18 protein-coding genes are annotated in these 21,354 nt (G+C 60.1%); 4 read left to right on the plus strand and 14 right to left on the minus strand.

Features of this window, described 5'->3' with window-relative positions:
• Window positions 1-71 precede the first annotated feature (71 nt).
• Both OKC31_RS14410 and OKC31_RS14415 read left to right on the plus strand, forming a co-directional pair.
• Window positions 72-1,598, plus strand: coding sequence for an EAL domain-containing protein (locus tag OKC31_RS14410; RefSeq protein ID WP_107682239.1), 1,527 nt, complete (start codon window positions 72-74; stop codon window positions 1,596-1,598).
• A 300-nt stretch (window positions 1,599-1,898) separates the two neighbouring features.
• Window positions 1,899-2,996 (plus strand): calcium:proton antiporter, encoded by a 1,098-nt coding sequence (locus tag OKC31_RS14415; RefSeq protein WP_005348596.1) that lies wholly within the window; start codon window positions 1,899-1,901, stop codon window positions 2,994-2,996.
• A gap of 145 nt (window positions 2,997-3,141) precedes the next feature.
• On the opposite strand, the gene hutH is transcribed toward OKC31_RS14415, so the two are convergent.
• From hutH to ftsY, 10 genes are all read right to left on the minus strand, one after another.
• The gene (gene hutH, locus OKC31_RS14420) at window positions 3,142-4,674 is read right to left on the minus strand and encodes a histidine ammonia-lyase (protein WP_247823823.1); all 1,533 of its coding nucleotides are present in this window, start codon (window positions 4,672-4,674) and stop codon (window positions 3,142-3,144) included.
• 4 nt (window positions 4,675-4,678) lie between these two features.
• Entirely contained in the window at window positions 4,679-6,388 is a 1,710-nt protein-coding gene (gene hutU, locus OKC31_RS14425; RefSeq protein WP_247823822.1) for a urocanate hydratase, read from the minus strand.
• Window positions 6,389-6,442: 54 nt separating this feature from the next.
• A complete protein-coding gene (gene hutG / locus OKC31_RS14430) occupies window positions 6,443-7,387 on the minus strand; it encodes a formimidoylglutamase (protein WP_247823821.1) in 945 nt (314 codons plus the stop codon).
• On the minus strand, window positions 7,380-8,615 hold the full coding sequence (gene hutI / locus OKC31_RS14435; protein WP_247823820.1) for an imidazolonepropionase: 1,236 nt from the start codon (window positions 8,613-8,615) through the stop codon (window positions 7,380-7,382). The genes hutG and hutI overlap by 8 nt, the downstream gene beginning before the upstream one ends.
• A 154-nt stretch (window positions 8,616-8,769) precedes the next feature.
• The gene (gene hutC, locus OKC31_RS14440) at window positions 8,770-9,474 is read right to left on the minus strand and encodes a histidine utilization repressor (RefSeq protein WP_026035093.1); all 705 of its coding nucleotides are present in this window, start codon (window positions 9,472-9,474) and stop codon (window positions 8,770-8,772) included.
• An 11-nt stretch (window positions 9,475-9,485) separates the two neighbouring features.
• Complete coding sequence (gene can, locus OKC31_RS14445) at window positions 9,486-10,145, minus strand: carbonate dehydratase (protein WP_042076162.1); 660 nt, start codon at window positions 10,143-10,145, stop codon at window positions 9,486-9,488.
• Between the two features lie 125 nt (window positions 10,146-10,270).
• Window positions 10,271-11,125: an RNA polymerase sigma factor RpoH gene (gene rpoH / locus OKC31_RS14450; protein WP_005339997.1), complete on the minus strand. Its 855-nt coding sequence runs from the start codon at window positions 11,123-11,125 to the stop codon at window positions 10,271-10,273.
• Window positions 11,126-11,576: 451 nt separating this feature from the next.
• Window positions 11,577-12,530 (minus strand): permease-like cell division protein FtsX, encoded by a 954-nt coding sequence (ftsX, locus tag OKC31_RS14455; RefSeq protein ID WP_005339996.1) that lies wholly within the window; start codon window positions 12,528-12,530, stop codon window positions 11,577-11,579.
• A complete protein-coding gene (ftsE, locus tag OKC31_RS14460) occupies window positions 12,530-13,198 on the minus strand; it encodes a cell division ATP-binding protein FtsE (RefSeq protein WP_005339995.1) in 669 nt (222 codons plus the stop codon). Before ftsE ends, ftsX begins: the two co-directional genes overlap by 1 nt.
• Window positions 13,199-13,287: 89 nt before the next feature.
• Window positions 13,288-15,186 (minus strand): signal recognition particle-docking protein FtsY, encoded by a 1,899-nt coding sequence (gene ftsY / locus OKC31_RS14465; RefSeq protein WP_247823819.1) that lies wholly within the window; start codon window positions 15,184-15,186, stop codon window positions 13,288-13,290.
• A 110-nt stretch (window positions 15,187-15,296) separates the two neighbouring features.
• On the opposite strand from ftsY, the gene rsmD reads away from it, so the two are divergent.
• Window positions 15,297-15,926, plus strand: a complete 630-nt coding sequence (gene rsmD / locus OKC31_RS14470; RefSeq protein WP_247823818.1) for a 16S rRNA (guanine(966)-N(2))-methyltransferase RsmD — start codon at window positions 15,297-15,299, stop codon at window positions 15,924-15,926.
• Complete coding sequence (locus OKC31_RS14475) at window positions 15,910-16,221, plus strand: DUF1145 domain-containing protein (RefSeq protein WP_247823817.1); 312 nt, start codon at window positions 15,910-15,912, stop codon at window positions 16,219-16,221. The genes rsmD and OKC31_RS14475 overlap by 17 nt, the downstream gene beginning before the upstream one ends.
• A gap of 854 nt (window positions 16,222-17,075) precedes the next feature.
• Here the strand turns inward: OKC31_RS14475 and OKC31_RS14480 are convergent.
• The 4 genes from OKC31_RS14480 to kefF form a co-directional block, all read right to left on the minus strand.
• Window positions 17,076-18,062: a helix-turn-helix transcriptional regulator gene (locus OKC31_RS14480; protein WP_005339987.1), complete on the minus strand. Its 987-nt coding sequence runs from the start codon at window positions 18,060-18,062 to the stop codon at window positions 17,076-17,078.
• Between the two features lie 287 nt (window positions 18,063-18,349).
• Window positions 18,350-18,736 carry a SirB2 family protein gene (locus tag OKC31_RS14485; RefSeq protein WP_181269667.1) on the minus strand — a complete coding sequence of 129 codons (387 nt, stop codon included), beginning with the start codon at window positions 18,734-18,736 and terminating at the stop codon, window positions 18,350-18,352.
• A complete protein-coding gene (locus OKC31_RS14490; protein ID WP_005357666.1) occupies window positions 18,733-20,589 on the minus strand; it encodes a monovalent cation:proton antiporter-2 (CPA2) family protein in 1,857 nt (618 codons plus the stop codon). The genes OKC31_RS14485 and OKC31_RS14490 overlap by 4 nt, the downstream gene beginning before the upstream one ends.
• 67 nt (window positions 20,590-20,656) lie before the next feature.
• The gene (gene kefF, locus OKC31_RS14495; protein ID WP_247823816.1) at window positions 20,657-21,253 is read right to left on the minus strand and encodes a glutathione-regulated potassium-efflux system oxidoreductase KefF; all 597 of its coding nucleotides are present in this window, start codon (window positions 21,251-21,253) and stop codon (window positions 20,657-20,659) included.
• Window positions 21,254-21,354 lie beyond the last annotated feature (101 nt).

The following is a 21,354-nucleotide window of genomic DNA, read 5'->3' on the forward strand; positions in this document are numbered from 1 at the left end:
CAAATTGATTGCACTAATGCTCTATGATGGCAAAGTCCATTTGTGTCTCATGAAACTGGCAGGTACTTCCTTTGCGTAAATCACCCGTCTGGATCGCTCTGTTGCTGTTCGTCCTGCCTGTCGTGGGCAGTCAGTTTCTCGGCCTGTGGTTTGCCAAGCCGATGGCCTTTCATCTGCTGGAAGAGAAGGTTGCCGAGCTCAAGGGAGCCATGGCCGTACGCCACCGGGAGCTGGATGCCGCCATCAACAAACAACTGGCACAATTTGAGTTCAACTGCGGCGCCAAAGACATGGAGCTGCTGCGCGATCCGCGCTTCTACAGCGCTCATATCCGCCTGCAAGGGTTGGAGCTCGCCTCCGGCAACAGCTGCTCCAGCCTGGGGGTGGAGATCCCGCTGATCAAAGAGCTCCAGAATAGCGGGCAGAAGTTTGGCAAGTTGGGGATTACCGCTACAGTGGCCAAATACAATACCGAACAGGAGCTGGTGGCCTTTTACCGATCCGGCGACAACCTCGCCTACTGGGTGCTGGATAACAGCTGGAGCCACGACCTGCTGCAACACCCCTGCAGCCACTGCTTCTATCTGGAGTTCAGCCGACAGGATACCGATGCAAGCACAGTCCACTTTCCCCGTGGCGACCAGGAGATCAAACAGGAAGAGAGCAATATCAGCCTCAGTTTCTTCGATCCCAATGAACTCACCAAACAGACGGTCTGGGCGGGAAAAGCGCTGGAGCAATATGCCCATGACCAACTCAATCACTACGGTCTCTGGTTCGGTATCGCGCTCGGTGCCCTGTTAAGCGTCACATACTGGCTGCTGCGCAGCTATCGGCGCTCCCTCAAGGGACTGCTGCAAACAGGATTGATACGCAAGGAATTTATTCCCCTCTACCAGCCGATAGTGGATGCCCGTACCCATCAAGTGGTGGGATTCGAGGCGCTGCTGCGCTGGCAGCGGGGAAGCGAGCTGATCCCCCCGGGCACCTTTATCGAATATGCAGAGGAGCAGGGACTGATCCTGCCGATGACCGAACAGTTGCTGGAGCAGGTGATCACTGACCTGCCGCAGCTGGCACCGGAGCAGTGGGTCAGCGTCAATCTGGTGGCGGCCCATATCGAGCAGCCCCTGCTGCGCACCTTGCTCGCTCACAGCCAAAACCCCTCACCCACCCGGCTCACCTTCGAGCTGACGGAGCGCAAGCCGATCCTCGACATCAAGGCGGCCACCGAGGAGATCACCCTGCTGCAACAGATGGGGTATCACTTCAAGCTGGATGATTTCGGTACCGGCTACGGCGGCTTTGCCTACCTGCAGAGCCTGGGGATCCGCCAGATCAAGATCGACAAGATGTTCGTCGATACCATAGGCACCAACGACCTCAAGCGCAGCGTACTGGATGCCATCATCGTCTTCGGTCGGGAATCGGGCATGGAGATGATCGCAGAAGGGGTCGAGAGTCAGCTGCAGGTCGACTATCTGAGCCAGCACGGCGTCTATCTGATCCAGGGCTACTTCTTCGGCAAGCCCATGCCGCTGAAGATACTGACCCACTGGCAACGGGAGTGGCAGTTGCAACACCAGAAGGCCAGCTAACGCAGATATGGCAGGATCTGGCCGCGAAACAGTTTGGTCATCGGCTCGACATCATCAGGTTGATGCTGGCGGTAGCGCTTCGGCCATCAGGCGGGTAAATCCCCCTACTGGCCTTAGCCCGGCGCCATGGTGAAGTCGAACCGACTCCTGCCACCCCTTATTTACATTCAGCAACAAAATGATCTGCCCTGACGGGGATAACAACCTTTATCATAAGGAGCCGGTTATTGCGCAACCGATAACCGTGCAGTCTGTTTATGTCATACGGTCGTCAAGACCCCCAATAGAGAACCATTGCCTATGAAGACAGTTATCCGGCAAGAGATTGCCCTGCCCGTTGGCCTGCTGACCCTGCTCTTTTTCAAGACCCTGGGCAGTGACCTGCTGACAGAGACAACTCCGCTCGGGATCTATCTTCCGGTTTCGGCGGCATTACTGGCCATCGTCACCTGGGCCATCTTCTCGGTAGTGCGCCACTCCGATGCCCTCGCCATCAAGCTGGGCGAGCCCTTCGGCACCCTGATCCTCACCCTCTCGGTCATCTCGCTGGAAGTGGTGATGATCTCCTCGGTGATGCTGACCGGTGAACCCAACCCCACCATGGCCCGCGATACCATGTTTGCGGTAGTGATGCTGGTGAGTACCGGTCTGGTGGGCTTCACCCTGCTGTTTGGCGGCTGGCGCTACCACACTCAGAGCTTCAATCTGGACGGAGTGAAATCCTATCTGGTGGCCATCATCCCGCTGGCCCTGCTCTGTCTGGTACTGCCCAACTTCACCGAGGGTGGTGCAATCGGCAGCATGTCGCGCGCCATGTCGTGGATGCTGATCATCATCTCGATCCTGCTCTACGGGGTCTTTCTGCTGATCCAGACCCGCAGCCACAGCCACTTCTTCGTCGACAGCGATCACGAGGATTATGAGGAGCACCACGGCCCGCTGCAGAGCAACGTCTATCACACCATCCTGCTGCTCGCCTACCTGCTGGTAGTGATCCTGCTGGCCAAGACCCTGGCCATCCCCATCAACTACGGGGTACATGTCATGGAAGCACCCGCCGCACTGGGCGGCTTTATCGTTGCCTGCATCGTGCTGGCCCCCGAAGCAGTCGGCGCCATCAAAGCCGCCTTCAACAACCAGCTGCAGCGGGCAATGAACCTCTACTTCGGCTCCGTGCTGGCCACCATCGCCCTCACCGTGCCTGCCGTGCTCTTTATCGGCTCAATGCTGGATCAGGAGGTACGCCTCGGCCTCTCCCCCGCCGATATGGTGCTGCTGGTCACGACCCTGATGGTCTGTAAAGTGACCTTCAGCAGCGGCCGCACCAATGTGCTCCATGGAGCGACCCATCTGGTGTTGTTTGTGGTCTATCTGTTCCTGATGTTCGAACACGAATAACCGCGTTCAACCAATGTCAGAAACGCAAAGACCGCCCGATTGGGCGGTCTTTTGTTATCTGCTCCCGGCGGTCACCGGCTCCAGTGAAGCTGCTTCCCCCTCATCCCCAACCCTTCCCCCGCCAGGAGAGAAGGGTGATCAAGGCTTACAGGCTGGGCAGCACCCCGGCCGGGATCAGGTCGTTGTAGCTGGCACGGCCCAGCAGGGCGGCGGCCGCTTCGATATCCGGCGCGAAGTACCTGTCCTTGTCGTAGAAGCTCACCTCTGCCCGCAGTCGTCCCTTGGCCAGCTCGATCAGCTCGGTACTGCGCAACGGCGCACGAAAATCGAGCCCTTGCGCCGCCGCCAGCAGTTCGACTGCCAGAATACCGCGGGTATTCTCGGCCATATCGGCAAGCCGGCGGCCAGCGAAGGTCGCCATGGAGACGTGATCCTCCTGATTGGCGGACGTAGGCAGGCTGTCCACCGAGGCGGGATGGGCCAGGGTCTTGTTCTCGGAGGCCAGCGCCGCCGAGGTGACCTGAGCGATCATAAAGCCGGAGTTGACCCCGCCGTTGTTGACCAGAAACGCCGGCAGACCGGACATCCGAGAGTCGATCAGCAGCGCCATGCGCCGCTCGGAGAGGGAACCTATCTCGGCGATGGCCAGAGCCAGATTATCGGCGGCGAAGGCAACAGGTTCTGCGTGGAAGTTGCCGCCGGAGAGGATCTCCTCGTCATCGGCAAACACCAGCGGGTTGTCGGAGACCGCGTTGGCCTCGCACACCAGCACCTCGGCGGCCTGGCGGATCTGGGTCAGGCAGGCACCCATCACCTGCGGCTGGCAGCGCAATGAGTAGGGATCCTGCACCTTCTCGCAATTGTGGTGGGACATGCCGATCTCGCTGCCATCCACCAGCAGGTGGCGATAGCAGGCGGCCGCATCGATCTGGCCACGCTGACCGCGCACTTCGTGGATGCGGGCATCAAACGGCCGACGGCTGCCGAGCGCAGCCTCCACACTCATGGCACCTATGGTGATGGCACCAGCGAACAGATCCTCGGCATGGAACAGCCCTTCCAGCGCAAAGGCGGTACTCGCCTGGGTGCCGTTGAGCAGCGCCAATCCTTCTTTGGGTGCCAGCGCGATAGGCTCGAGCCCGGCAATTTTCAGCGCAGTAGCGGCGTCGATCAGCTCGCCCTTGTGGCGGGCCTTGCCCTCCCCGATCAGCAGGCAGCTCATATGGGCCAGCGGTGCCAGATCGCCGGAGGCACCGACGGATCCCTTCTTCGGCACCACCGGATAGACTTCGGCGTTGATGAGGGTCATCAGGGCCTCAAGCACCGTCAGCCGGATGCCGGAGAAGCCTCGCGCCAGCGAGTTGAGCTTGAGCACCATCATCAGCCGTACGGTGGCGTCATCCATGTACTCGCCAATCCCTGCCGCGTGGGAAAGCACGATGGAGCGCTGCAGCTCGTCCAGCTGCTCCACCGGAATACGGGTGTTGGCCAACAGGCCAAAGCCGGTGTTGATGCCATATACCACCCGGTTCTGCTCGATCACCTTGGTAACCACCGTAGCGGAGGCGTGGATCCCCGGCAGGGCGGCCGGATCCAGTGAAACATGTACCGGCTCGCGGCTGACGCGGCGCAGGGTGGCAAGATCCAGCTCGCCAGGAGTAATAGTCAATTCAAACATGGTGTTACACCTTTCCTTTGACACCGTCGGCGCCGTCAATCATCGGCAGATCCAGTTTCGCCTCATGGGCACAGTTGATGGCAATCTCGTAGCCGGCATCCGCGTGGCGCATCACCCCGGTGGCCGGATCGTTGCGCAGCACCCGACCGACCCGCTTGGCAGCGTCATCGGAGCCGTCGCAGACGATCACCACGCCGGAGTGCTGGGAGAAGCCCATACCGACCCCGCCGCCGTGGTGCAGCGACACCCAGGTCGCGCCACCGGCGGTGTTGAGCAGGGCGTTGAGCAGCGGCCAGTCGGAGACGGCATCGGAGCCATCCATCATCGACTCGGTCTCGCGGTTCGGGCTCGCCACCGAGCCGGAATCCAGATGGTCGCGGCCAATGACGACGGGGGCTTTCAGCTCGCCGTTTTTCACCATCTCGTTGAAGGCCAGGCCGAGGCGTACCCGATCCTTGACCCCGACCCAGCAGATCCGCGCTGGCAGCCCCTGAAACGCGATGCGCTCGCGGGCCATGTCGAGCCAGTTGTGCAAATGGGGATCATCGGGGATCAGCTCTTTCACCTTCTGATCGGTCTTGTAGATATCTTCCGGATCGCCGGAGAGGGCCACCCAGCGGAACGGGCCAATCCCCTCGCAGAACAGCGGCCGAATGTAGGCGGGGACGAAGCCGGGGAAGTCGAAGGCGTTTTTCACCCCCTCCTCAAGCGCCATCTGACGGATGTTGTTGCCGTAATCCAGAGTCGCCGCGCCGCGCTCTTGCAGGGTCAGCATCGCCTCCACCTGACGGGCCATGGAGCGACGAGCGGCCAGATTCACCTCCTGCGGGGCACTCTGTTGCAGCTCGCGCCACTTGGCCACGCTCCAACCCTGCGGCAGGTAGCCGTGGATCGGATCATGGGCGGAGGTCTGGTCGGTCACCACATCCGGGGTGATGCCACGGGCCACCAATTCGGCAAAGACGTCGGCGGCGTTGCCGAGCAGGCCGACGGAGACGGCGCTGCCGCTCTGCTTGGCCTCTTCGACCATGGCCAGCGCCTCATCCAGGCTGTGGGCCTTCTTGTCCACATAACGGGTGCGCAGACGAAAATCGATGCGGGTCTCGTCGCACTCAACGGCGATCATCGAGAAGCCGGCCATGGTGGCGGCCAGCGGCTGGGCACCGCCCATGCCACCGAGACCACCGGTGAGGATCCAGCGGCCCGCAGGCGAGCCGTTGAAGTGCTGGTTGGCCACCGCGAAGAAGGTTTCGTAGGTGCCCTGCACGATCCCCTGAGTACCTATGTATATCCACGAACCCGCGGTCATCTGGCCGTACATCATCAGGCCCTTTTTATCGAGCTCGTTGAAGTGCTCCCAGTTGGCCCAGTGGGGCACCAGATTGGAGTTGGCGATCAGCACCCGCGGCGCATCCTTGTGGGTCTGGAACACCCCGACCGGCTTGCCGGATTGCACCAGCAGGGTCTGATCCTCCTCGAGCCGAGTCAGCACCTCGACGATCTTGTCAAAGCAGGCCCAGTTGCGGGCGGCGCGACCGATGCCGCCATAGACCACCAGCGACTGGGGATGCTCGGCCACCTCGGGATCCAGGTTGTTCATCAACATCCGCAGCGGCGCCTCGGTGAGCCAGCTCTTGGCGGTCAGTTCAGTGCCGCGCGGGGCACGGATCACGCGGTTAGGATCATGACGGGGATCCTGCTGTTGCACAGACATACACACTCCTTGTTGTATCAATAGGGTGCCTTCGGCGACGAGCGGCCAAAGGGGTTAACGGGTCAACAGATGAACCAGTCGCGCGGCCACGCGGGCACTGCGGTTGTCCTGATCCAGCGTCGGGTTGTACTCGGCCAGATCGGCAAGCCTGAGCTTGCCGCTGGCCCGGATATGGGCAATGAGCGGTTCGATCACCGCCAGCTCCACGCCGCGGGCGGCGGGAGCACTCACTCCCGGCATCACGGCTCCGGGCAGCACATCAAGATCGATGGTCAGATAGAGGTGATCACAATCGGCGATAAAGGCATCCAGCCCGCTTAGCAAGGCTGGCAACCCGGTCTGGGTCATTGCCTCGTCCAGCACATGCCACACTCCCAGCGACTTGGCGCGGGCAAACAGGGCTTGGGTATTGGCGGTCTCGGCCACCCCGAGGCAGGCGTAGTGAAACGGTGTGCCCTGAGCGGCACACTGCTCGGCGATCTGGAAGAAGGGGGTGCCGGAGCTGGCCAGATCCTGCTTCATGCGCAGGTCAAAGTGGGCGTCGAGGTTGATGATCCCGACCCGCCCCTGGCCCGCCAGATGCAGGTTGAGGCCACTCCAGCTACCGAAGGCCACCTCGTGACCGCCCCCCAGCACCAGCGGGAAGTGGCCCAGATTGAGAGCAGCAGCGACCCGCTCGGCCAGACGGCCGTGGGCGGCATCGAGATCGCCATCGGGGCAACTCACATCCCCGCCATCGTAGACGGGTCGATTCAGGTGCCAGGCAGTGTTGGCCAGCAGCTTGCGCACCGCCAGCGGCGCCCCGGCTGCACCAATGCGCCCCTTGTTGCGGCGAACCCCTTCATCGCAGGCAAAACCGAACAGCACTACACCAGCTGCTTCTTGTGCCCCGGCGGCCCAGGGCTGCACCTTGTCGTGCCAACGCAGGGCCAGTTCGCCATCTTCCGGATCCTGCCGTCCCTGCCAGAGCGACATATCGACCGGGTTGAACTTATCCATGGAGGGTCTCCTCACCGTTGAAGATGCGGCCTGCCAGCTGATCGACGCCAACCATGTAGCTCAGCTCGGCCGGATGGGCGCAGTGCCAGATCAGGAAATCGGCCGCCATGCCCACCCTGAGCTGGCCAAGGCTATCCTGCTCGCCGAGCGCTTTGGCGGCGTGACGGGTCACCCCGACCATGGCCTCCAGCGGGGTCAGGCCAAACAGGGTGCAGGCCATGTTCATCGCCATCCGCAGCGAGACAATGGGGGCCGTGCCCGGGTTGATATCGGAGGAGACCGCCATCGCCACCCCCGCCTTGCGCAAGGCGGCAACCGGCGGCAGCTTGGTCTCTTTGAGGAAGTAGAAGGCGGTGGGCAACAGGGTGGCGACCACGCCACGGTGGGCCAGCGCCTGGATCCCTTCCGGATCCAGATACTCCAGATGATCCACCGAGAGGGCGCCAAAGTGGGCGGCGAGGGTGCTGCCGCCGAGATTGGAGAGCTGATCCATATGCCCTTTCACCGGCAGGCCGTATTGATCCGCCGCCAGATAGACCTGCTCGGTCTGGGCCAGCGAGAAGCCGATATGCTCGCAGAAGACATCTACCGCATCGGCCAGACCCGCCTCGGCGGCGGCCGGAATGATCTCCTGACAGATGGTCTCGACCCAGCTGTCGGGATCGTCGCGATACTCCGGCGGCACCGCATGGGCCGCCAGCAGAGTGGTTTTGACCCGGATCGGCAGCGCCTCTCCAAGTCGGCGGGCCACCCGCAGCATCTTGATCTCGTCATCCAGCGTCAGGCCATAGCCGGACTTGATCTCCACCGTGGTGACCCCTTCGCGGATCAGGGATTTCACCCTCGGCAGCGCCAGCTCGAACAATTGCTCTTCGCTGGCGGCACGGGTGGCACGCACCGTGCTGATGATGCCGCCGCCCCGACGGGCGATCTCGGCATAGGGCACACCCTGCTGACGCAGTTCGAACTCTTCGGCACGGCTGCCGGCGAAGATGAGGTGTGTATGGCAATCGATAAGGCCGGGGGTGACCAGCTTGCCCCGCATATCCTGCCAGTGAGCGGGATATGGCCCCTTCAACCCGGCCATCGGCACCAGCGCGTGGATCTTGCCATCCTTCACGCCGATGGCGTGGAGCGGCAGCAGGCCGTAGTCGGCCAGCTCATCATTCAGGGTGGCGGGCGTCACGTTGAGCCAGACCCGCTCGCAGTTCAACAGTTCCTTGTTCATAGCGACCTCAAATGTATATACATATCCTTATAGTCGATCTATATGACGAAAGAAAGGGCAGAGTTCACATCCTGATAACAGCATCAAACTTAGAGTTTAAGCACAAAAAAGCCCACCAGGAGGTGGGCTTTGCAAAATCGAGTTGTATATACATTCACTCCAACTGAGTCTTGGAGCTTAGCTTGTAGCGGGAGCCTGGGGAGAGCAAGCGGGCGTAGGAGACCAGATGCCCCTCCGACCAGGTACGCCGGTGCAACAACAGGCAGGGGGAATCTACGCGGATTTGCAACAATCCCGCCTCACCGGCGCTGGGCAACACGGCTTCCACCACGTGCTCCATCTCGGAGAGGGGGCAGACATCCATCAGATAACGGTTGGGGGTCTGTTGGGTAAAATCCTGCTCGCCATAGCCAGGCAAGCGCCCGGCATCGACGAAGCGCTCCTCCAGCTGCAACGGCTCCCCATCGGCCTGATGGACGATCAGGCTGTGAAAGATGGGGGCGCCCACCCGCAGCCCCAGTTGTACCGCCACCTTCTCGTCGGCAGCCAGTCGCTGTAGCCGGATCACCCGGGCGCTGTACTCGCTGCCACGCTCGGCGATCTCGTCGGCAATATTGCGAATAGCCAGCAGCGGCGATTCGGTGCGCCTGTCCGCCACGAAGCTACCGGAACCGGCGGTACGCACCAGCCAACCTTCCGCCACCAGCTCCCGCAGCGCCCGGTTAACCGTCATCCGGCTCACGGTGAACTGCTCGCACAGGGCCGCTTCGGTCGGGATCCTGTCGCCCGCCTGATAGTGGCGTTCGCGGATCCCGTCCAGAATGTGCTGCTTGATCTGCAGATAGAGGGCTGGCGCCACAATGAAGCTCCCTAGCGCCGACGGTGGGGCGGACGCATGTCCGGCCAGGCGCGATAGACATCGGGGATCTGATCCGGGCCGCTGATGCAGAGATCGAGATCGTGCAGCAGACCGTCTTTAATTCCGTAGATCCAGCCATGCACCGCCAGCTCCTGCCCCTTGCGCCAGGCATTCTGGATGATGGTGGTGTGGCAGACATTGGCGACCTGCTCGGCCACATTCAGCTCGCACAGATAGTCGAAGCGCTCGTGCTCATCCTCGATAGCCTCCAGCTCTTCACCATACTTGAAGTAGACATCCTTGATGTTGCGCAGCCAGTTGTCGATGAGCCCCAGCTCCTGATTCTGCATCGCCGCCTTGACCCCGCCGCAGCCATAGTGGCCGCAGACGATGATGTGCTTCACCTTGAGCACCTCGACCGCGTATTGCAGCACCGAGAGGCAGTTGAAATCGGTATGTACCACCAGATTGGCGACGTTGCGGTGGACGAAGACATCCCCCGGCAGCAACCCCATCAGCTGGTTGGCGGGAACCCGGCTGTCGGAACAACCGATCCAGAGGTATTCGGGGGCCTGCTGGGCAGAAAGAGTGGCAAAGAAATTGGGATCTTCGGCTTTGATCCGTTCGGCCCACTCACGGTTGTTGGTAAACAGGTCGTTCAACAGTTTCACTTCTGCTCTCCCTAATGTGGCAGTGGCGGCAACATAACACACTCAAGGGTAACCAAAGCAAGGCCGACCAGATCCTTGCGAAACAAAAACAGGGCCATCAGGCCCTGTTTTTATGAGAGGAAGCATCAGGCTTCCATGGCATCTTTCAGCTTCTTGAGTGCGTTTTTCTCAAGCTGACGCACACGCTCGGCAGAGACGCCGTAGGTATCGGCCAGCTCCTGCAGAGTGGTCTTGCTGTCATCATCGAGCCAGCGGGCGCGGATGATGTGCTGGCTGCGCTCATCCAAGGTGGCGAGGGCCGAGCTCAAGCGACGGGTCGCGTGATCGTCCCAGTTGTCATTCTCGATGGTCGCGGCCAGATCGGAGGATTTGTCCTCCAGATAGTGAACCGGAGCGAAACCGCCCTCTTCCTCATCGTCACCCACCAGATCGAACGCCTGATCGTAGTTGGCCATCCGCGCTTCCATTTCGGTCACGTCAGCGGCAGAAACGCCGAGATCGGCCGCCACGGCCTGAACCTCTTCGTGGTTCAGCCATCCCAGACGCTTTTTGGATTTGCGCAGGTTGAAGAAGAGCTTGCGCTGGGCCTTGGTGGTCGCCACCTTGACCATGCGCCAGTTGCGCAGGACATATTCGTGGATTTCGGCCTTGATCCAGTGCACGGCAAAGGAGACCAGACGCACGCCGACCGTCGGGTCGAAGCGCTTGACCGCCTTCATCAGGCCGATGTTGCCTTCCTGAACCAGATCGGCCTGAGGCAGGCCGTAACCGGCATAACTCTTGGCGACATGAACGACAAAGCGCAGGTGCGACATAACCAGCTGACGAGCAGCCTCGAGATCGCCATCCTGCTGCAAACGCTCAGCCAGTTCACGCTCTTCCTCTGCGCTCAGCACAGGAATAGAGTTTACTGCCTGGATATAGCCTTCCAGACTACCTTGCGGAATCAGAGCCATAGTGCGCTGCAATGAAGTTCCCATCTGTTACCTCTTACTTTTCAATCGAATCAGTCTAACACCCTGAGAGGGTCTGTCTACTGACCGGATGCCATTCTGCGGCGTGTATCAAAGAACATGCCCAGTTTTAGACCGGCTTATCTTAAGCCTGCAGGATGAATCATGAATGAACAGTCAAAAAAAGGGGGTCACAATGAAGGACCCCCGAAAAGTAGCATGCTAAGTCCATTGTTGCGGAGCTCGCAACCTTCACATGCTTGCCAAGTCTGACGAGCAAGGCAGAGGGGCCACACCCGTATAAATGCTTCAGCTTTAATAGACTGCTTATAAATCAGAAGGTTCACTGGATCTAGCGAAGATCCGGAAGATCATTGTTATTCAGAATACTCTGACTATGGGGGCCAAGCCAGAAACGGCCCCTCTTTTACTTGATCCGCCTCTCAAAATCCAGCGATTTACTTTGATGATAAAGTAATCAGGATGGTTCGATGTCGCGAATGTGGCGATGGACCGAGAACCAGGAGGCAATCAGCCCCAGCAGGGCGCCCAGCAAGATCAGATTGATCCCGTCTACCGCCCCCATGCCAACCAGCCGGAAGTTACTGTTATACAAGCCCGCCAGCTCCTTCACCACCCCTTCGCTCCAGATCACCATCACTTCGGTCAGCCACCAGGCCAGCATGCCGCCGATCACCCCGAACCAGATACCGGTATAGAGGAAAGGGCGATGAATGAAGGAGTCGGTCGCCCCCACCAGCTTGAGCACTTCAATCTCGGAACGCTGGTTGAGGATGTTGAGACGCAGGGTATTGCCGACGATCAGCAACACGGCGGAGAGCAGCAGCACCGCGATACCGGTAATGGTGTGGCGCAGCAGGTTCATGATCCCCTGCAGTCGTGTCAGCCACTGCAGATCCAGCTTGCCCTGCTCGACCCCCACCTCGTTATTGAGCTTGCTGAGCAGCTCGGCGGCCCCTTCAGGGTTCTGCCAGCGTGGATCCGGAATGACGCTCAGCACCGGCGGCAGCGGGTTGCTGTCCAGATAATCGAGGGCATCGCCGAAGCCGGAGATCTCGCGAAACTCCCGCAACGCATCGTCACGGCTCAGGTAGGTGACCGAATCCACCTCGGGATAGAGCAGGATCCTGTGCTGCAGATCGAGAATGCTCTGCTCCGGCAGATCCTTGCGCAGGTAAAGGGAGATCTGGGAACTGCTCTGCCAGCTCCCCTCCACGACCTCGGCGTTTTTCAGCAGCACGTGGAAGCAGGATGGCAGCGCCAGACTGACGCCAAGCACCGCCAGCGTCATCAGAGAGGCGAGCGGATTGCGCCACAGCTCCCCGAGACTGGCAAACGCCTGCCGCACATGATCAACCCCGTACATCATCAGACGGCGCAGCGGCGGTTGTTTATGACGAACGATAGCCATCAGAGCTCCTCCCCGGCCGAATACATGCGACCCGCCTTGAGGGTCAGGGTGCGATAGCGCATGCGGGCGATCAGCCCCAGATCGTGGGTGGCAATCAGCACCGAGACCCCAAAATTGTTGAACTCCTGAAATAGCCGCATGATATCCATGGAGAGCTGGGGATCCAGGTTGCCGGTCGGTTCATCCGCCAGCAGCAGCGGCGGCTTGTTGACGATGGCACGGGCGATGCCGACCCTCTGCTGTTCACCACCGGAGAGCATCCGCGGCTGGTAACGCTCCTTGCCGAGCAGCCCCACCTTGTCGAGCGCCGCCGCCACCCGCTTGTTGATGTCCGCATGGCTGTAACCATCGATCACCAGCGGCAGCGCTACGTTGTCGAACACGGTTCGGTCCATCAGCAGGCGGTGATCCTGAAAGATCATCCCGATCTGGCGACGAACATAGGGGATCTGGCTGCGCTGGATATGGCTGACATCATCGCCATGAAAGAAGACACGACCATCGGTCGGGCGCTCCATCACGCTGATCAGTTTGAGGAGGGTACTCTTGCCCGCCCCCGAGTGCCCGGTCAGAAAGGCCATCTCCCCCTTGCGCAGGTGAAAGCTGACCTTTTGCAGCGCCTGATGGCCGCCGCTGTATACCTTGCTGACCTTGTCAAAACGAATCATAACGGTTCCCTGAAATTGACAAACCCCGACCGGAGTCGGGGCATGGAACACTTACTCATCACGGCTGAGCTGACTCATCGCGGCCGGACTTATTCATCGCGGCTGAAGAGCGCCTCGATGAAATCGTTGGCAACGAAGGGACGCAGATCATCGATCCCCTCGCCCACCCCGATATAGCGGATCGGGATCTGGAACTTGTCGGCCACCGCGAAGATGACGCCGCCCTTGGCCGTGCCATCCAGCTTGGTGAGAGTGATACCGGTCAGGCCCACCGCCTCACTGAACAGCTTGGCCTGGCTCAGGGCGTTCTGGCCGGTGCCGGCATCCAGCGTCAGCATGATCTCGTGGGGAGCCTCTTCATCCAGCTTCTTCATCACCCGCACCACCTTCTTGAGCTCTTCCATCAGGTTGCTCTTGTTCTGCAGGCGACCGGCGGTGTCGGCGATCAACACATCGGCGCCACGGGATCGGGCAGCCTCGATGGCGTCATAAATGACGGAAGCGGAGTCGGCACCGGTATGCTGGGCAATCACCGGAATGTTGTTGCGCTGACCCCAAACCTGCAGCTGTTCGACCGCTGCGGCACGGAAGGTGTCACCCGCCGCCAGCATCACGCTCTTGCCTTCAGCCTGGAACTGCTTGGCCAGCTTGCCGATGGTGGTGGTCTTGCCGACGCCGTTTACGCCGACCATCAGGATCACATAAGGCTTCTTGCTGGTGTCGATCACCAGCGGCTGTTCGACCTTGGCCAGCATCTCGCCCATGTCCTGCTTGAGCAGGCCGTAGAGCGCCTCGGCATCCTTGAGCTGCTTGCGGTCCGCGTGCTGCACCAGCCCCTCGATGATACGAGTAGTGGTATCCACACCGAGATCGGCGGTCAGCAGCTGGGTTTCCAGCTCTTCAAAGAGCTCATCGTCGATCTTCTTGCCACGGAACAGGCCGAAGAAACCGGAACCGATATTCTCCTTGGTGCGCACCAGACTGCGCTTGAGGCGAGCAAAGAAGCCCTCCCGCTGCGGTTTGTCCTGGGTGTCGTCGTCTACCTTGGCGGCCAGCGGCAGGGCTGCCAGGGCGGCGGCCTCAGCCTCCATCGCGGCGACCAGGCGCATATCTTCCGCTCGCTGGGCCTCTTTGGCGATACGGGCTTCTTCCGCAGCCTGAGCTTCGGCAGCAATGCGAGCCTCTTCCGCAGCGCGGGCTTCAGCGGCGATACGAGCCTCTTCCGCGGCGCGAACTTCTGCAGCAATGCGAGCCTCTTCTGCAGCGCGGGCTTCTGCAGCAATGCGAGCCTCTTCTGCAGCGCGAGCCTCGGCGGCAATGCGAGATTCTTCCGCGGCGCGAGCCTCGGCCGCAATACGAGCCTCTTCCGCAGCGCGGGCTTCGGCGGCAATGCGGGCCTCTTCTGCGGCGCGAGCCTCGGCGGCGATACGAGCATCTTCTGCAGCGCGGGCTTCGGCCGCGATACGAGCCTCTTCCGCGGCGCGGGCTTCGGCAGCAATACGAGCCTCTTCCGCGGCACGGGCTTCGGCAGCGATTCGGGCCTCTTCCACTGCGCGGGCTTCGGCAGCGATACGTGCCTCTTCTGCAGCCCGAGCCTCAGCGGCAATACGAGCCGTTTCAGCAGCTTGTGCTTCTGCGGCAGTGCGAGCGGCTTCAGCGGCACGCTCCTCTTCGGCGATCAGCGCTTCGTTGACGATCACCGGCTCCAGATCGGAGGCGCACTCCTCCACCACCAGCGGGCCGTGATCGTCCAGCTCGGTCGGCAGGCAGCAATCATCTTGCAAAACGGGATTCTGTGCGCTGGCAGGCACTTCGGGGGCAACAGCCGGCGTACTATCGGAAACAGTTATATCGGAAACGGGAGCGGGGGTAGCAGTGACCTCGGGCTCAACGGTAACGGGGGTGGCTTGGGGTGTCTGTGGTTGGACAGCCTCAGCCTCTTCTTTCTTGCGGCCGAAACCCAGCCAGGAAAACAAACCTTTTGCCATCTAAAAATACTCACATCAAAGGCTGACTGCTAAGATAGCCGTCCCTTGGCGGGTCGGCATAAAAATGAACCGCCTTATACTACCACTTTATTTTCTGACGATGAAACGCGATGCCCAGAGTGAAATCCAGCCGTAGCAACCCGAGCAAGAGTCCCGCCCCGCAAGGAAAATCGGGCTTTGTAAGAATCATCAGCGGCCAGTGGCGAGGCCGCAAATTGCCGGTCAAGGATGTGGAGGGGCTCAGACCCACCACTGATCGCGTCAAGGAAACCATCTTCAACTGGCTGGCCCCCCACATTCGCGGCACCCGCTGCCTGGATCTGTTTGCCGGTAGCGGCGGACTCGGACTGGAGGCGCTGTCGCGCTATGCCGAGCAGGTGACCCTGATCGAGATGGACAAAGGGGCTGCAGAGCAGATCAAGAAGAATCTGGCCACTCTCGGCAGCACGCAGGGTCAGGTGATCCAGTCAGATGCAGTGAGCTGGCTGCAAGGCCCGGCCACGCCGTTTGATCTGGTGTTCCTCGATCCGCCGTTTCGCCGCGAGCTGCTGCCGCAGGTGTGCGAACTGCTGGAGCAGCGCGGCTGGCTGGCACCGGACGCCCTCATCTATCTGGAGCGGGAAAAAGAGATGGCCGATCTGGCGCTGCCCGCCAGTTGGCAACTACTCAAGGACAAGCAGGCAGGTCAGGTCTGTTATCAACTCTATCTACGGGAGGTAAACAATGAAGCGGGTCTTTAATCTGTTGGCGATGGGGCTGATACTGTTCTTCTGGTTTGGCGTGCTGGTGAGCCTGATTGCCCCGCTGCCCGGCAAACTCAACGGCTTTCTGCCGGTCTGCGGCGTGATCGTCGCCCTGCTGCACTGGCTGCAGGCCAGCATGATCAAGGCAGCTTGCAAACGCTACTTCGCTGTCACCAAAGCCGAATTTGTCACTGTGCTGATATTTGGCGTGTTTGGTATGGTCGACATTCGTCAGCGCCTGCAAGAGATCGTCAACGCCGCCCAGCGCGGCAATCTCACGGACAAACCATAAAAGAAAAGGGGACGGCGGTAGCCGTCCCCTAGAGTCGTGTCGTCCTGTCCGTAGAACTGCAATGCTCCCTGCAATCCCTGACGTTATCCTAATCCTTTGGAATATCCCCTTTCCAATCCGTTGGCGTGTCCTGCGGCGTTCCTGGCCTGGCAATTCATCCTGAACTGCTTCACTGTCTCCATCCTGGAGGTGTCCATTACCACGTCCTGTGGGGTTCCTTGCGTCTTCCTGACAGATAACCATCCGGGTTATCTCACTTCATCCTGAAGTATTCCTCTCGCATCCGGCGAGGTCCTGTTCATCCTGAAGAACGAGGTTCCGTTCGTTCTGCTCCCATCCCGAGAGTGTCCTGCCGCATCCCGCGGTGTTCCTTTATTCATCCGTGACGATAACCATCCTGATTATCGAACTCATCCTGAGGTATCCCTTGTCCACATCCTGCGGACTATTCCATCTTTATGCGCTGCCCTGCATCCTGCCGGACCAGCTCCGTCCTTGTGAGACCCATACTAAGGAAATGCGCACCCCGAACAAGGGCCATCCGATGATAAAGATCCGATGCAGCTCCCATCTCAAAAAACGAACTTAAAAACTAACCCTTTAATATCAGTTAGTTATTTAGTTTCACGGGAAAGCTCGATCATTCTGGCATGGCTTCGCGTACGGCTCAAAGCGCCAGCCTCTTACAGTCGCTATGGCAGATCTCTTACACGGGTTTCGCCCCCAAAAACAGGGCAGGAAAACGGTTCAATCCTGACGTTAAGACTTAAAAATTAGTTGAATAAATATGCTTAAAAAAACCGCAAAAAAAGAGCCGAGACCAGGCTCGACTCTTCAACATTCCAATTTTTTAATCAGCTCAAGCGGTTGGCCGGATTGAGATAGGCCTTGCGCAGCGATTCCGGTGCCAGCACCTCCAGTTCACCGCCGATGTTGTTCAACCAGCTGCGAAACTCCGGGGTGTCCTGCACTTCGGTCTCCACCACCACGCTGCGCTTGTCATAGCGGGTCATGCGCGGATTGTTGCCGGGGATCTGGTTATCCACCAGCGACTGGCTGTTGGCATCGATCCGGCCGACGAAGCGGATCGGGCCGCTCACATCCTGATAGCCCTGATCGCGGATCAGCTTCTGGATATTGAAATCCTTCGGCTGGGTGGCGCTGAAGTTGGTCAGCTCAACGTTCTTGATATGGTCGAACGGGATGCCGTAGACCTTGGGATCCAGCTCGGACAGAGTGCAGAGCAGGATCGGACCGTCCGGCTGATTGAGAATGCCGAGCGGGTTGATACGGTCGTAGCAGAGCCACACGGTGCGCTCTTTGATCACGCGCTGGATCTCGGCACTGAACTTGCGACCACGCCAGAGCGCATCGCGGATCAGGGTGCTGCGGCGGATCTCCGGGTTGCCGGCAAACGGACGCGGTGACTGGTGGACACTCTCCAGCCAGCGTTCGGCCAGTTCGCTCTGGCTGTCGCGGATCACCTGGCTCGCCTTATCGACCAGCGGATTCAATTCGGTCAGTACACTCGCCGGCAACAGTTGGCTCGCCTGATCACTCCAGGTTTTCAGGGCCACCGCCAGCGAGAGCGGCATGATATTGGCAAAGTCGTTGAGGCCGTGGCGCTCGAAGCACCAGCCATGGGGTTTGCTGCGCTCGTCCGAGGTGAGGTCGAACAGTCCCATGCCGGACATCTCCTCCAGGTCCCGTTGCACGGTACGCAGACTGACGTGGATACCTTCCTCTTCCAGTTTTACCTGGAGTTGGCTGGCGGTCAGCTTGTAAGGGCGGTGCGGGATGCAACGCGCCAAGGTCAGTTGTCGTAACAGCTTCTTGCTCATGGTGCTTGCCTTCACTGGTTTAGCGTTGACTGTATGCTAGTCGTGACTTGCGACAGTCTATGTCGCAAGTTTTGCTGCGACAACTGTCGCCATTTTCATACAAAACACACTAAACAATTGATTTACAAAGACAATACACTCAAAAAAGGAGCCGCTAGAGGCTAAAATTAGCCAAAAATCCCTCAAATTAAAGTTCTATGTTGCGATTTATTGTCAGCATAAAACTCCGATTAATTAATTCATCTCAGAATATGATTTCAGGGGAGAGCATGACTCTCCCCTTTTGCTCACATCAGCCACGACCAGGCTGACTTGGTGATGGCCGCACCGACCATGTAGCCAAACACCGCCAGTGCCGCCACACCGGCCACCAGCTTCTGACCGCGGGCCGGGCGCTTGAGCGCCATGACACCCAGAGCGATATAGAGCACCAGTGCAACCAGCTTGGCCATCAGCCAGGGCTGCTGGCCGGGGCTCAGCTGCAAGGTCACCGCCAGCAGCACGCCAAACAGCAGCAGGAAGGTGTCGTTGATATGGGGCAGGATCTTCAGCCACTTCTGCTGCAACCGATCGCTGCCGGCCAGCGCCAGACTCCAGCGATAGATAAAGAGCAGCAGACTGACCAGCGCCAGCGTCATATGCAGGTGTTTGAACATGGGGTAATAGGCAATCATTTTGCTTCCTTGTCGTCGTCGGGTAGCCCGCTGTTCCAGTTGTGGGCATGGATACGCTCCTGCCCCTCCTCGTCGTCTTGCAACAGATCGGAGAGGATCTCCCGGTATTGCAGGCTCTTGTTGATATAAGTGTGTTCGTCGTCCAGATAGTTGACCTGCTCGCGCAACAGCCAGTTATCGTGCTGCTTGAAGGTCTGCCCCGCCCGCCAGGCCTGGTTGGCCCGAAAACCGAGCTGGGTCAGGGCTTCCACCCCCAGATCGACCGCCGAGCCCAGAGTTTCCCGGTGAACGCTCTCGACCCCGTGGCGCAGAATCTCATGGGCGTGGGGCCGATCCAGCGCTCGCGCCAGGATCTTCAGGTGCGGGAAGTGCTTCTGCACCATCTCGATCACCGCCAGCGAGGTAGCCGGATCGTTGATGGAGAGCACCAGCAGCTTCGCCTTGTGCGCCCCTGCGGCATGGAGCAGGTCGATCCGGCTGGCATCGCCATAGAAGACCTGATAGCCGTACTTGCGCAGGGTCTCTATCTGGCTGGCATCCTGCTCGAGGATGGTGGTGCCGATGCCGTGACCATGAAGCAGACGCCCCACGATCTGACCGAAGCGGCCGAAGCCCGCGATGATCACCGGATGCTCCACCAGCTCCGGCTGCTCATGCTGCGGCGCGTCGCTCTGGTTACGGTAATCGAACCAGGGCTGGATCACCCGATCATTGAGGATCAGCAGCAGCGGGGTGAGCGCCATGGAGAGCGCCACCACCAGCGTCAGCAGCGAGATGGTCTCACCGGGCAGCACCCGGTTCTGGGCGGCAAACGAAAAGAGCACGAAGGCAAACTCGCCCCCCTGCGCCAACGCCAGCGCGAAGGTCCAGCGCTGGCTCGGCGAGATGCGGATGATGAAGCCGAGCGCCATCAACACCAGCCATTTGAGCACCATCAGGCCAACCACCAGAGTGGGTATCAGGAAAGGGTGCTCGGCAAACAGCCCGAAGTCGATCCCCGCCCCCACCGACATAAAGAACAGGCCGAGCAGCAGCCCCTTGAACGGCTCTATGTCCGCTTCCAGCTCATGGCGATATTCGCTGTCGGCCAGCACCACCCCGGCGAGAAAAGAGCCGAGAGCGGGCGAAAGCCCCACCGACTCCATCAGCACCGCGATGGCGATCACCAGCAGCAGGGCGGCGGCGACGAAGATCTCCCGCATATGGGACTGGGCGATGGCACGAAATACCGGCCGCATCAGGTAGTGGCCACCCAGCACTATGCCGGAGATGGCCGCGACTACCAGCAGGCCGTGCTGCCACCCCGCCAGTTCGGAGCCGCCATTGCTGGCGACCGGCGCCATGGCCAGCAGCGGCAGCAGTGCCAGGATCGGAATGACCGCAATATCCTGAAACAGCAGCACCGCAAAGGCGGAGCGACCGCTCTCGCTCTGCATCAGCTTGCGCTCCTGCAGGCTCTGCAACACGATGGCGGTGGAGGAGAGCGCCAGAATGAGGCCGATAGCCAGCCCCTGTTGCAGCGGCAGGCCGATCAGGTGCGCCACGCCTGTCAGTGCCGCCGTGGTGAGCAGCACCTGCAGGCCGCCGGTGCCGAGGATCGGCCCCTTCAACTGCCACAAGAGGGCCGGACGCAATTCAAGACCGACCAGAAACAGCATCAGCACCACGCCAAACTCGGCGAAGTGCATCACATCCTTCTGCTCCCCCACCAGCCCCAGCAGAAAGGGGCCTATGATGATCCCCGCCAACAGATAACCGAGCACCGAACCGAGTCCCCAGCGCTTGGCGAGCGGCACAGCGATAACTGCAGCCGAAAGATAGATAAACGCATCGAACAGGATCCCGTGGCCCATCACTCTGCCCTCCGCGTGAACATCCGGTCCGGCTCATAAGCTCGGCCAACAAGCTGCCCGTGTGTCATCAGAGCACCTCCAACAAGTCGCGCAGATAAGGGCGCCCGGCCAGTTGCTCCGGGGTCAACAGATCGTCACGCAGGGCGCAAAGCAGCTGGCGATAATCCTGACCGCAGCGGCGCAGGGCGGCGGGATCCTTGATCTTGTGAAAGGAGTGCAGCACGAAGGGGGGCAGCCAGTTCATGCCGCACAATCTGGCCGCCTGTTGAAAGGGCAGCAGAAAGTCGAGCAGTGGCCGGCTGTTGTACCCCTCGCAGCAGTAGGAGTCCGGCGCCCCGCCGGTGGTGATTGCGCTCAGCCACTGCTTGCCCTTGAGGGCGTGGGCTTCGGGGCCGTAGGCGTAGCCATACTCCAGCACCAGATCCATCCACTCTTTCATGATGGCCGGGCAGGAGTACCAGTAAAACGGGTGCTGAAAGACGATGATGTCGTGCTCACAGAGCAGCGTTTGCTCCCGCTTCACATCGATAAACATATCGGGATAGTGCTGATAGAGGTCGTGAACCGTGACCCCCTCCAGCCCCTCAATCGCCTGCAACAGCTGCTTGTTGGCCCGCGAACTCTGCAGCGCGGGATGGGAAAAAATAACCAGAATGCGTTTCATGACCACATCACCCGAACAAAGCCTTGCGGTGCAAGGCGAGGTAAACAGAAAAGGGGAGTCTGGGGAGCTGCATCGTAAAGGTGCACAGGAGAGCGACCTTA

This window comes from Aeromonas sp. Y293-4, from assembly GCF_027705905.1.
GTDB lineage: Bacteria > Pseudomonadota > Gammaproteobacteria > Enterobacterales > Aeromonadaceae > Aeromonas > Aeromonas veronii.